Origin of the sequence: Bacillus sp. FSL R5-0593 (assembly GCF_038603755.1) — a bacterium.
GTDB classification, from domain to species: Bacteria; Bacillota; Bacilli; order Bacillales; family Bacillaceae; genus Bacillus; species Bacillus velezensis.
In genome coordinates this window covers 3,024,967-3,037,571 of the sequence record NZ_CP152011.1, presented here as the reverse complement: position 1 = coordinate 3,037,571, position 12,605 = coordinate 3,024,967, and the positions used below count along the sequence as shown (strand labels likewise).

Annotated in this window: 14 protein-coding genes; all 14 read left to right on the top strand. The window is 47.0% G+C overall.

Annotated elements, in window-relative coordinates; genetic code table 11:
* The first annotated feature begins 35 nt into the window (after nt 1–35).
* The 14 genes from sppA to NYE36_RS14915 all read left to right on the top strand — a co-directional run bounded on the left by sppA (nt 36) and on the right by NYE36_RS14915 (nt 12,592).
* The gene (gene sppA, locus NYE36_RS14980) at nt 36–1,043 is read left to right on the top strand and encodes a signal peptide peptidase SppA (protein ID WP_265451121.1); all 1,008 of its coding nucleotides are present in this window, start codon (nt 36–38) and stop codon (nt 1,041–1,043) included.
* Nucleotides 1,044–1,056: 13 nt separating this feature from the next.
* Nucleotides 1,057–1,548, top strand: a complete 492-nt coding sequence (locus tag NYE36_RS14975) for an RDD family protein (protein ID WP_007408048.1) — start codon at nt 1,057–1,059, stop codon at nt 1,546–1,548.
* 77 nt (nt 1,549–1,625) lie between these two features.
* Entirely contained in the window at nt 1,626–2,315 is a 690-nt protein-coding gene (locus NYE36_RS14970; protein WP_144663882.1) for a DUF2953 domain-containing protein, read from the top strand.
* A 12-nt stretch (nt 2,316–2,327) separates the two neighbouring features.
* Nucleotides 2,328–2,768: a GerW family sporulation protein gene (gene ytfJ, locus NYE36_RS14965; RefSeq protein WP_013353179.1), complete on the top strand. Its 441-nt coding sequence runs from the start codon at nt 2,328–2,330 to the stop codon at nt 2,766–2,768.
* A gap of 115 nt (nt 2,769–2,883) precedes the next feature.
* The gene (gene tpx, locus NYE36_RS14960) at nt 2,884–3,387 is read left to right on the top strand and encodes a thiol peroxidase (RefSeq protein WP_007613091.1); all 504 of its coding nucleotides are present in this window, start codon (nt 2,884–2,886) and stop codon (nt 3,385–3,387) included.
* 61 nt (nt 3,388–3,448) lie between these two features.
* On the top strand, nt 3,449–4,435 hold the full coding sequence (locus tag NYE36_RS14955; RefSeq protein WP_007408051.1) for a class I SAM-dependent methyltransferase: 987 nt from the start codon (nt 3,449–3,451) through the stop codon (nt 4,433–4,435).
* Between the two features lie 310 nt (nt 4,436–4,745).
* Complete coding sequence (locus NYE36_RS14950; protein ID WP_007408053.1) at nt 4,746–5,933, top strand: acetate kinase; 1,188 nt, start codon at nt 4,746–4,748, stop codon at nt 5,931–5,933.
* 100 nt (nt 5,934–6,033) lie between these two features.
* The gene (locus NYE36_RS14945; protein ID WP_265451122.1) at nt 6,034–6,546 is read left to right on the top strand and encodes a molybdenum cofactor biosynthesis protein B; all 513 of its coding nucleotides are present in this window, start codon (nt 6,034–6,036) and stop codon (nt 6,544–6,546) included.
* Nucleotides 6,547–6,698: 152 nt separating this feature from the next.
* A complete protein-coding gene (locus tag NYE36_RS14940) occupies nt 6,699–7,910 on the top strand; it encodes an argininosuccinate synthase (RefSeq protein WP_003152428.1) in 1,212 nt (403 codons plus the stop codon).
* Nucleotides 7,907–9,283: an argininosuccinate lyase gene (gene argH / locus NYE36_RS14935; protein WP_265451123.1), complete on the top strand. Its 1,377-nt coding sequence runs from the start codon at nt 7,907–7,909 to the stop codon at nt 9,281–9,283. The genes NYE36_RS14940 and argH overlap by 4 nt, the downstream gene beginning before the upstream one ends.
* Nucleotides 9,284–9,356: 73 nt before the next feature.
* On the top strand, nt 9,357–9,485 hold the full coding sequence (locus NYE36_RS14930) for a hypothetical protein (RefSeq protein ID WP_007408056.1): 129 nt from the start codon (nt 9,357–9,359) through the stop codon (nt 9,483–9,485).
* 137 nt (nt 9,486–9,622) lie between these two features.
* Nucleotides 9,623–10,390: an SDR family oxidoreductase gene (locus NYE36_RS14925; RefSeq protein WP_012118176.1), complete on the top strand. Its 768-nt coding sequence runs from the start codon at nt 9,623–9,625 to the stop codon at nt 10,388–10,390.
* A 60-nt stretch (nt 10,391–10,450) separates the two neighbouring features.
* Nucleotides 10,451–11,137, top strand: a complete 687-nt coding sequence (locus tag NYE36_RS14920) for a metal-dependent hydrolase (RefSeq protein ID WP_007408057.1) — start codon at nt 10,451–10,453, stop codon at nt 11,135–11,137.
* 138 nt (nt 11,138–11,275) lie between these two features.
* Nucleotides 11,276–12,592, top strand: a complete 1,317-nt coding sequence (locus tag NYE36_RS14915) for a CBS domain-containing protein (protein WP_012118175.1) — start codon at nt 11,276–11,278, stop codon at nt 12,590–12,592.
* Nucleotides 12,593–12,605: the final 13 nt, after the last annotated feature.

Genomic DNA, 12,605 nt, shown 5'->3' with positions numbered 1-12,605 from the left:
AACGTACGAATATTGACAGAAAAGGAGGAGAACAAATGAATGCAAAAAGATGGATTGCGCTCGTCATCGCGCTCGGCATTTTCGGCGTATCAGTCATTGCAAGTGTGACCGTCGGGGTGCTGAAGAATATCGGGGATACAGGGTCTGACTTTGCATCACTGACAGATGACACAGAGGAACTGACGCTGGATAAGGGCAGCCCCGGCAGTAAAATCGCCGTGCTTGAAGTGGACGGCACGATTGAGGATAACGGCGGGTCCGCTGGCCTGCTCAGCTCAGGCGGGTATGATCACAGATCATTTTTAAAACAGGTTGAGCGTGCGAAAGAAGACAAAAGCGTCAAAGGAATTGTGCTGAAAATCAATTCCCCCGGCGGAGGCGTGTACGAAAGCGCGGAAATACATAAAAAACTGGAAGAACTAAAGAAAGAAACGAAGAAACCGATTTATGTATCCATGGGCTCCATGGCGGCATCGGGAGGCTACTATATTTCAACGGCCGCCGATAAAATCTATGCTTCACCGGAAACGCTCACGGGTTCACTGGGCGTCATCATGGAAAGCGTCAATTATTCCAAGCTCGCCGATGAACTCGGCATCAAGTTTGAAACCATTAAAAGCGGCGCGCATAAAGACATCATGTCCCCGACCCGCGACATGACGAAGGAAGAAAGAAAGATCATGCAGACAATGGTCAACGATTCTTATGAAGGATTTGTCAATGTCATTTCAAAAGGCCGGCACATGTCAAAAGCGAATGTGAAAAAAATTGCCGACGGCCGTGTTTACGACGGCAGACAAGCGAAAAAAATCGGCCTCGTTGATGAGCTCGGTTTTTACGATGATACGATCAGCGCGATGAAAATGGACCATAAAAATATGAAAAACGCTTCAGTCATCACATACGAGGAAGGATTCGGATTAGGCTCGCTCTTTTCCATGAGCGCAGCGAAAATGTTTAAAAGCGAAATTGATTTTCTGAATATGAAAGAACTCATTTCGCAATCCGGTTCGCCGCGGATGATGTATCTCTATGCAAAGTAGGGGGGAAGAAAGAATGGACGCGACTTACGAAGGCTTTCACGGCAAAGAAGAGGAAGCCGAACAACAGAGGGCGCCCGAGCAGGCATATGCGGGCTTTTGGATCAGGTTTTGGGCGTTTCTTCTTGATTGGCTGGTGGTCTGGGGACTTAACCATCTCATCGTTTCACCGATTTTCACGCTGATGAAGCTCCCGGCAACAAGCGGAATGTTTACAATCTCAGCTTATTCCGTCACAACCCTGATCGTCTACCTCGCCTATTTTGTGTTCATGACGAAATGGTTTCATCAGACACTCGGCAAGATGGTCTTCGGGTTAAAGGTCACTTCTTTGACGCCCGGAAAGCCGCTGACTTGGAGCACCGTCATTTTCAGAGAAGCGGTGGGGCGTTATATCGATAAAATCTGGATTCTCTATATCGTCATTGCGTTTACGCCCAAAAAGCAGGGCATTCATGATCTGATCGCCGACACAACGGTAATTCACGAAGCGCTGTACCGCAAATAAAAGCAGTAAACCCGGAATAAACGTCCGGGTTTATTTTTTTTGGTTTTGGCGATAATGCTGCTAAGGAAGTGAAGCTTATGGGATATGCCGCAGCAGCTGTTATTCTCATTCTCATTTTAGCCTGGCTGCTCATGAGGATGAAAATCCACCTGACTTTCGAATATCTTCACGATAAAGATAACGACAAACTGACGTTTGAAATCTCGGCCTTATACGGGCTGATCCGTATTAAAAAAACGCTGCCCGTCATTAAAGTAAACAGCGAAGACGCGTCAATTGATGTCAAACAGGACACAAAATCAGAAATGAAAGGTCAGAAAAAAGAGAAGAAAAAAATCACATATGAAGATGTCAAACAGAGCATTCACAGAATAGAAATGATTCTGCACCAAGTCTTTCAGATGCGCCAAATCGTCGCTTCATTTCTTGCGGGAGTCCGTGTTACGAAGTTCGAATGGGTGACGGTTATCGGAATAAAGGACGCCGCCGTTACTGGAATCGCCGCCGGCGGATTGTGGGCCGTAAAGGGAGGACTTACGGCGATGCTGTATGATCATCTGCGTTTCATACATAAACCGGTGTGCGAAGTCATTCCGTCTTTTCAAGTGCCTGCATCCAAGACGCATTTGCAGTGTATATTCTTTTTTCGTTTTGGACATCTTATAGGTGCAGCTTTCAAATTGCTCAAATACGGGCGGAACGGACTTTCTATCATACGAAAGAAACAGCCGGTTCCGGTTGCTTCAAAGAATGATTCATCAGTTTAAGGAGGAGCGCATATGGCAGACCATCCCATTCAAGGTTTAATGAAAACCGCTATGGAAAATTTAAAAGAAATGATTGACGTGAATACAATCATCGGCGATCCTGTTGAAACGCCTGACGGCAGCGTAATCTTAACGGTTTCAAAGGTCGGATTCGGATTTGCAGCGGGCGGAAGCGAGTTTGGAGGAAAGCCGGCTGAAAAAAGAACCGAGGACGATGAAAGAAAAGAGCAGAAGCTCCCGTTCGGCGGCGGAAGCGGCGGCGGAGTATCCATTACGCCGATTGCGTTTCTGATTGTCGGAACAAACGGCGTGCGCATGCTTCATTTAGACGAAAACACCCATCTGATTGATAAACTGTTAGACTCCGCGCCTCAAACGATTGAACGCATCCAGCATATGTTTAAAAAGAATGAAAAAGGCCGGAACCAAAAAAGAACGGATATCGATTTATAACAGAAAAGTTAACTGCCGCCCGCAGTTAGCTTTTTTTACGATGCGGCATAACCTTTGCAGTTTGCATAAAACTCGACTATGATAGAGCTATACATAGATAAAGGGAGGAATCAAAATGGCTGAAATTACATTTAAAGGCGGAGCCGTGACGCTGATCGGACAAGAAGTGAAACCGGGTGACCAAGCTCCTGACTTCACGGTTCTGACAAACGGATTAGAAGAGAAGACATTAGCAGATATGAAAGGGAAAGTAACGATCATATCCGTTATTCCTTCCATTGACACAGGCGTATGTGACGCGCAGACACGCCGCTTCAACGAAGAAGCCGCAAAACTCGGTGATGTGAACGTTTATACAATCAGCGCCGACCTTCCGTTTGCACAAGCGCGCTGGTGCGGAGCGAACGGAATTGATAAAGTTGAAACATTATCGGATCATAAAGAGATGTCATTTGGTGAAGCATTCGGTGTTCACATCAAAGAACTTCGTCTTTTGGCACGTTCCGTATTTGTCCTTGATCAGGACGGAAAAGTCGTTTACGCGGAATACGTAAGCGAAGCGACAAACCACCCGAATTATGAAAAGCCTATCGAAGCTGCAAAAGCGTTAATCAAGTAAAGAGAGAAAAAGAGCTCCGGGTGCTGCCGCGGAGCTCTTTTCATGGCAAGGAGGAAACAGCATGCAACACGACCATGTCGGTCAGATTTATGAACTTTTAGATGAAGCCGCCCAAGTGATAGCAGAAGGCCTTCAGATTTCTTATATTGAGGGGCTTGCGGAAGCGGGAGAAATGTATTTTCTTGAAAAGGCCGACCAGCTTCCGCTTCAGGAAAAGCAAACCGGCGAGCTTAACAGCCTGCTTGCGAAAGCAGACTTCAGAAAATGGGAGCATGAATGGATCCGCAAGGCGTTCCAGCTCGCCATTTTAAAAGGGCTGAAAGATAAGTCCCATCCGAACAGACAGATGACGCCTGATACGATCGGCATTTTCATCAGTTACCTCGTGAATAAATTTACGGGCGGCCGAAAAGGCCTGACATTGCTGGACCCCGCCTGCGGCACCGGAAATCTTCTGCTGACCGCGGCAAACCAGCTTTCTGACAAAGCGGCAAAAAGCTTCGGCATTGAAATCGACGATGTCCTTCTGAAGATCGCTTATGCTCAGGCGAATCTGCAGGAAAAAGAAATGGAGCTGTTCTGCCAGGACAGTCTTCAGCCGTTATTTATCGAACCGGCCGATGCGGTCATCTGCGATTTGCCGGTCGGCTACTATCCGAATGACGAAGGCGCTGAAGCGTTTGAGCTGAAAGCGGATGAAGGCCACTCTTTTGCTCACCACTTATTTATTGAGCAGAGCGTCAAACATACAAAACCGGGCGGATACTTATTTTTTATGATTCCGAACCATCTGTTTGACAGCGCGCAAAGCGATAAACTGAAGCGGTTTTTTGCGGAAAAAGTGTATATCAACGCCCTTCTTCAGCTGCCGGCTACTATGTTTAAAGACGAAGCGCAGGCAAAGAGCATTTTAATCTTGCAGAAAAAAGGCGAAGACGCAAAGCCGCCGAAACAAGCGCTTTTGGCGAATCTTCCTTCTTTTGCGAACCAGCAGGCGATGCGGGAGATGACGGCAAAATTGGATCAATGGATTCAAAAAGAAAAATAATGGCGAAAAAGCAGTGTGAGATGCAAAATCCCGCGCTGCTTTTGCTTTTTAAAATGAATGGGAATCAGGACGATAACACAAATTAAGGAAAGAAAATAACATTCCGTAAGACCGTGCCGTCCATTTGGCACAAATGAAATTTATCAGAAAATATCGACTTCATATTGTAAGCGGTACCAATGTGGATGTTGACTTGAAATGCTGAGTTGACAATGTTTAAATGGAAAAGTCAGATATTTTTTAGACTGCAATTATGGTCTGGGAAAAAAGAACGAACAAACGAAGAAGAATTTTGATAGGAGCGTCATTTATGTCTAAAATTATTGCAATTAACGCAGGAAGCTCATCTTTAAAATTTCAGTTATTCGAAATGCCTTCAGAAAAGGTGCTAACAAAAGGTTTAGTAGAACGGATCGGTATCGCTGACAGCGTTTTCACAATCTCTGTTAACGGCGAAAAAAATACAGAAGTGACAGATATTCCGGATCATGCGGTTGCGGTGAAGATGCTGCTTCACAAGCTGACTGAATTCGGTATTATAAAGGATCTAAATGAAATTGACGGAATCGGCCACCGTGTGGTTCACGGCGGAGAAAAATTCAGCGATTCTGTTTTGCTTACGGATGAAACAATCCGTGAGATTGAAGAGATTTCAGAACTAGCGCCGCTTCACAACCCGGCTAACATCGTCGGCATTAAAGCCTTTAAAGAAGTGCTTCCGAATGTGCCTGCGGTTGCAGTGTTTGATACGGCGTTCCACCAAACGATGCCTGAACAATCCTACCTGTACAGCCTACCGTACGAATACTACGAGAAATACGGCATTCGCAAATACGGTTTCCACGGTACATCTCATAAATACGTGACACAGCGCGCAGCTGAGCTTCTCGGCCGCCCGCTTGAAGATTTGCGTCTGATTTCCTGCCACCTCGGTAACGGCGCAAGTATCGCGGCCGTAGAAGGCGGAAAATCCATTGATACGTCAATGGGCTTCACACCGCTTGCGGGTGTTGCGATGGGAACACGTTCAGGAAACATCGACCCTGCATTGATTCCGTACATTATGGAAAAAACGGATCAGACGGCAGATGAAGTATTAAATACGTTAAATAAAAAGAGCGGACTGCTTGGCGTATCCGGTTTCTCCAGCGACCTTCGCGATATCGTAGAAGCTTCAAAAGAAGGAAACGAAAGAGCGGAAACGGCTCTTGAAGTGTTTGCAAGCAGAATCCATAAATACATCGGTTCTTACGCTGCGAGAATGAGCGGCGTTGACGCGATTATTTTCACTGCGGGTATCGGTGAAAACAGCGTTGAAGTCAGAGAACGCGTGCTTCGCGGCTTAGAATTCATGGGTGTATATTGGGATCCTGCGCTGAACAACGTGCGCGGCGAGGAAGCGTTTATCAGCTACCCTCACTCTCCTGTCAAAGTCATGATCATTCCGACTGACGAAGAGGTCATGATCGCACGCGACGTTGTCCGCCTTGCACAGTAATGATCAAAAAAAGCACATCCTTTTAGGGTGTGCTTTTTTATTGAATGCCCCAGAATCAAACGTTACGATATGTTTATTACATAAACGATGAGGTGAAGCAATGAGTGTGCATGAACATAAACAAGAAGTCCCGTCAGCCGTGCGCTGCAAGGTGATTACAGTCAGCGACACGAGAACGAAAGAAACCGACAAGAGCGGGCGCGTCATGATGGACTTCCTCAGGGAAGCGGGATTTGAAACGGTCGCTTATGACATTGTTAAAGATGAAAAAGATGAATTGCAGAAAGCCGTTTTATCCGGCTGTATGGATGAATATACAGATGCGGTGCTGTTAAACGGAGGGACGGGCATTGCCGAAAGGGATGTCACAATTGAAGCGGTCACGCCGCTGTTTTCAAAAGAACTCCCGGGATTCGGCGAGCTGTTCCGCATGCTGAGCTATACGGAGGACATCGGTTCCGCCGCCATTTTGTCCAGAGCGGCAGCGGGTGTGATCCAAAATACCGCAGTCTTCTGCACGCCCGGCTCCTCAGGCGCCGTAAAGCTTGCAATGAGTAAACTGATTATTCCTGAACTGCCTCATGTGCTCCGGGAAATCCGAAAAGATTTATAAATGTATAAAAAGGCTCTGCTCCGCTCAAAAAATTGGGTGGGGTTTTTTTTATAAAAGGCTTGAAAAAACAGAATTTACTTGTTACAGTGTATACATACAAAATGCATTTTTATTAATTAAAACTAATTTTTATACAAAAGGGAGCTTTTAACATGGCAGAACAAAAAAAGGTTGTATTGGCATACTCAGGAGGTCTTGATACTTCTGTAGCGATAAAATGGCTGCAAGAACAGGGATACGATGTTGTTGCCTGCTGTTTAGACGTAGGGGAAGGAAAGGATTTGGCATTCGTTCAGCAAAAAGCGCTGGAAGTAGGCGCCGTAAATTCCTATGTGATTGATGCGAAAGAAGAATTCGCCCGGGAGTACGCGCTCATTTCTATGCAGGCCCATACAATGTATGAAGGCAAGTATCCGCTCGTATCTGCACTATCCCGTCCGTTGATCGCGAAAAAACTCGTTGAAGTCGCGGAAAAGGAAAACGCGGTGGCTGTAGCGCACGGCTGCACGGGAAAAGGCAACGATCAGGTGCGTTTCGAAGTATCCATTAAATCATTAAATCCTGATCTGGAGGTCATTGCTCCGGTCCGTGAGTGGCAATGGTCGCGTGAAGAAGAAATTGAATATGCCGCAAGCCGCGGCATACCGATTCCGATCAATCTTGACAGCCCGTATTCCATCGACCAGAACCTATGGGGACGCGCCAATGAATGCGGTATATTAGAAGACCCGTGGGCGGCGCCGCCTGAAGGGGCATATGACCTGACAGCATCTCTTGAAAACACGCCGGACGTTCCGGAAATCATCGAAATCGCATTTGAAGCCGGTGTTCCGGTTTCAATCGACGGCGTAACCTACCCGCTCGCTGATTTAATTCTCAAGCTGAACGAGACTGCCGGAAAACACGGCATCGGCCGGATTGACCATGTGGAAAACCGCCTGGTCGGCATTAAGTCCCGTGAAGTTTATGAGTGCCCGGGCGCCATGACTTTGATTACGGCTCACAAAGAGCTTGAGGATCTGACTTTAGTGAAAGAAGTGGCCCATTTCAAACCGGCAATTGAACAAAAACTGTCTGAAATCATCTATAACGGTTTATGGTTCTCGCCGTTAAAAGACGCGCTGCTTGCATTCCTGAAAGAAACCCAAAAACACGTCACCGGCGTCGTGCGCGTCAAGCTGTTTAAAGGCCATGCCATTGTAGAAGGACGTAAGTCGGAATATTCACTCTACGACGAAAAACTTGCGACATATACAAAAGACGATGCTTTTGACCATCACGCGGCAATCGGTTTCATTGAGCTTTGGGGGCTGCCGACAAAAGTAAACAGCATTGTGAAAAAGAAGGAGCAGATTGAAGCATGAAGAAGCTTTGGGGAGGCCGTTTTCAAAAAACACCGGAAAAGTGGGTCGATGAGTTCGGCGCATCCATCACATTCGACCAAAACTTAGTCAAAGAGGATATTACAGGGTCTCTCGCTCATGCGGCAATGCTGAAAAAATGCGGCATTCTGACGGAAGAAGAAGAAGGCGCCATCCGACAGGGGCTGCAGACCCTCCTGCAAAAAGCAGAGGAAGGAACGCTTGAATTCTCTGTTGATTATGAAGATATCCATTTGAATATTGAAAAAATGCTGATCGGAGAAATCGGACCGCTAGGCGGCAAGCTCCATACCGGCAGAAGCCGGAATGACCAGGTGGCGACCGACATGCATTTGTATTTGAAAGATCATGTCTCACTTATCATCGTGCTGATTGAACAGTTCCAAAAAGCGCTGATCGAAAAAGCGGAGGCCAATGTCGAGACCATTCTGCCGGGGTACACCCATTTGCAGCGGGCTCAGCCGATTTCTTTCGCCCACCATCTGCTTGCTTATTTTTGGATGCTTGAACGGGATAAAGAGCGTTTTCGCGATGCTATGAAGCGGATTAACATATCGCCGCTCGGATGCGGGGCGCTTGCCGGAACCACGTTTCCGATAGACCGTAACTATTCGGCGGAGCTGCTCGGTTTTGACTCCATTTATGAGAACAGTCTTGACGGAGTCAGTGACAGAGATTTTATTCTCGAGTTTTTAAGCGGCAGCAGCATGCTGATGATGCACCTTTCGCGTTTATCAGAAGAAATCATTCTATGGTGCTCGCAGGAATTCAGATTCATTGAACTGGATGATACGTATGCGACGGGAAGCAGCATGATGCCGCAGAAGAAAAACCCCGACATGGCGGAGCTGATCCGCGGTAAAACCGGACGCGTATACGGTGATATGATGGGGCTTTTCACGATTATGAAAGGGCTCCCGCTCGCTTACAACAAAGACCTGCAGGAAGATAAAGAAGGCATGTTTGACACGGTGAAAACCGTTGAAGGAAGCCTTCAGATTTTCACGGGCATGATTGAAACGATGAAAGTAAACAAGGACATCATGAAACAAGCGACAAAACAAGATTTTTCAAACGCGACGGAACTTGCCGATTATTTAGCTAAAAAAGGCATGCCGTTCAGAGAAGCGCATGAAGTGGTCGGCAAGCTTGTGTACAGCTGCATTGAAAAAGGAATCTATTTAAGTGATATGGCATTTGAAGAATTCCTTCAAGCCAGCAGTCTCTTTGAAGAAGACATCTATACCGTGCTCGATCCGCATCATGCGGTTGAAAAAAGAATGAGCGCCGGCGGAACGGGTTTTCAGCAGGTAGAACAGGCGCTCGTAAAAGCAAAAGCCTGCGCCGGTATTTAATTTGCTGAAATTTCCTTCATATTTTCCCGTCATATCAGACACCCTACATCTATAAAGATGGGAGGTAGAAGGAATGCGCAAAGAACAAGACCGTTACATCTATGATGAAAAAGAAAGTGAAGAAACGGCCAGGCTCATCTCAGAGGCATACGAAAGCGGTTATGTCGGCATGGAGGAAGCCTCTGCTCCTTCAGAAAATTAAGCTGTCTGTAAAGACGGCTTTTTTTTCGTGCGGACGAAGTGCAAAAAAGTGATATTGCCGTTTGTTTATAGTAAAGTAGAGGGAGAAACGTCTTGATTTTATTGAAGCGGCAACGTTGCCTGGGGAGGGTATTCAATGTGCGACATGCTCTAATCACTGCCGGTACAAAGGGATTGGGCCGAAAAGTGACTGAAATGCTTCTGGAAAAAGGCTTTTCTGTCACAGTGAATTACAGACAAGACGAAGAAGCGGTCGCCTGTCTGAAGGCGGATTATCCCGGGTGCCATGACAGATTGCAATTCGTTAAGGGCGATGTAACCCGGAAAGAAGATCTCATGCGGATCGCCGATGCAGCCCTTCAGCGGTTTGGAAGGATTGACATACTGATTAACAATGCCGGGCCGTACATATTTGAGCGCAAAAAGCTTGCCGATTACTCCGATGACGAATGGTATGACATGCTTGAAGGGAATTTAAGCGCCGTTTTCCATCTGTTTAAAGCGGTTATCCCGGTCATGAGACAGCAGCGGTTCGGCCGGATTATTACATACGGTTTTCAAGGAGCGGACCATGCCCCCGGCTGGCTTCACCGTTCCGCTTTCGGAGCGGCTAAAGTCGGGTTGGCTTCGTTAACGAAAACCATTGCGATTGAAGAAGCTGAATCAGGCATTACGGCCAATATGGTCTGCCCGGGTGATATTGTAGGAGATATGAAAGAAGCGTCTATAGAGGAAGCAAGACGGAAAATCGGCAAAGAAAAGACGCCGATCGGCAGGTCCGGAACCGGAGAGGACATTGCGAGAATCATCGCCTTTTTATGTGAAGATGATTCCGATCTTGTAACCGGAACGGTCATTGAAGCAACAGGCGGGCTGAATGTGATTAACAGGCATCAATCCCTGTAAGTTTTTTCGTTTGTCAAAAAGGGAACTTGATAAATATTAATTTTTTATGAGGTGAAAACGATGAAAGTGACTTATCACGGACATTCTGTCATTCAAGTGGAAACGAAAACCCATAACATTATTTTTGATCCGTTTCTGACCGGAAACAGTCTGACAAATTTGAAACCGGAAGAAGTGAAAGCGGATGTCATCCTGCTTACTCACGGACACAATGACCATGTCGGAGATACAGAGCAGATCGCTAAACAAAACGATGCGCTCGTCATTGCGCCGAACGAGCTGGCCGTTTATCTCGGCTTTAAAGGTTTAAAGGTCCACCCGATGCATATCGGAGGGGCGCGCCAATTTGATTTCGGTAAAGTGAAACTGACACAGGCATTCCACGGATCGGCGGTCACTGATGAAGAAAACAAAACCATTACGTACACGGGGATGCCGGCCGGGATTTTATTGACGATTGACGGCAAAACGATTTTCCACGCCGGGGACACGGCGCTGTTCTCTGATATGAAACTGATCGGGGAACTGAATCACATTGACCTGGCGTTTCTGCCGATCGGTGATAACTTCACCATGGGCCCTGAAGATGCGAAACTCGCGGCTGAATGGCTGAGAGCGAAACAGGTCGTTCCCGTTCATTACAATACATTTCCTGTCATTGAACAGGACCCTGACGCTTTCGCCGAAAGTCTGCCCGGAGGCGTCGGCAAAGTCATGGCGGTCGGCGAGACCATTGAGCTTGCCTGACATATGTGTCAAAGACCTTCTGAATCAAGCATTCAGAAGGTCTTTTTGTGATGCCGCCTTTTTTCGGGCGTCTCATTGCGAATGAATCCCTCGTACCCTTATAATAAAAGCAGAAGACTGTCCTTAGAGGTGAAACGCTTGGCAACAAAGCATGAACAAATCCTATCATACATAGATTCGCTTCCTGTCGGTGAAAAAATTTCGGTCAGAAGAATTGCGAAAGAAATGAAAGTCAGTGAAGGAACGGCTTACAGAGCCATTAAGGAAGCCGAAAACAAAGGATTCGTTTCCACTATTGAACGTGTGGGGACCATCCGGATTGAACAGAAGAAAAAAGAAAATATTGAAAAGCTGACATACGCCGAGGTCGTCAATGTGATAGACGGCCAGGTGCTCGGCGGAAAAGCCGGTCTGCATAAAACGTTGAATAAGTTTGTGATCGGCGCGATGGAGCTTGACGCGATGATGCGTTATACGGCGGCGGGGAACCTGTTAATCGTCGGGAACCGAATCAACGCCCACCGTCAGGCGCTTGAAGCGGGCGCGGCTGTTTTGGTAACGGGAGGGTTTAATACCGACGACAGCATTATCGAGCTGGCCGATATGCTTGAGCTTCCGATTCTCTCCACGAGCTACGATACCTTTACGGTAGCCGCGATGATCAACCGGGCGATCTATGATCAGCTCATAAAAAAAGAGATTGTGCTCGTGGAAGACATTTTGACGCCCGCAGATCGGACAGTGACGCTGTCCCCTAAGGATAAGCTGGAGAAATGGTACGAAAAAAACTATGAAACCGGACACGGCCGCTTCCCGGTTATCGATCAGCAGATGAAAATCCACGGAATCCTCACATCGAAAGATATCGCGGGGCATGACCGGTCAGTTCCGATTGAAAAAGTAATGACCAAAAACCCTGTCACGGTGATCGGGAAAACATCTGTCGCCTCAGCGGCTCAAATGATGGTTTGGGAAGGAATTGAAGTGCTTCCGGTGACAGACGGGCATCACAAATTGATCGGAATGATCAGCCGCCAGGATGTCTTAAAAGCGCTTCAAATGGTTCAAAAGCAGCCTCAGGTCGGGGAAAAGCTGGATGATATTGTTTCAAGGGGATTTAAAGAAGACGAAGATGACAAAACGCCGGCCGTTTATCAATATGAAGTCACGCCGCAAATGACCAATCAGCTCGGCACGATTTCTTACGGGGTGTTTACGACGATTTTAACCCAGGCCGCCAGCCGATTTTTACGCTCCCGCAAACGCGGCGAGCTGGTCATTGAAAGCATTACGATTTTCTTCCTGAAGCCCGTACAGATGGAGTCGGTCATTGAAGTGAAACCGCGCATTTTAGAGGCGGGCCGGAAATTCGGGAAAATGGAAGTGGAAGTGTCAAGCCAAAGCGGCATCGTTTCAAAAGCGATGCTCATGGTGCAGCTGATGGAGAGAAGTTAAGGGACGCACCCGG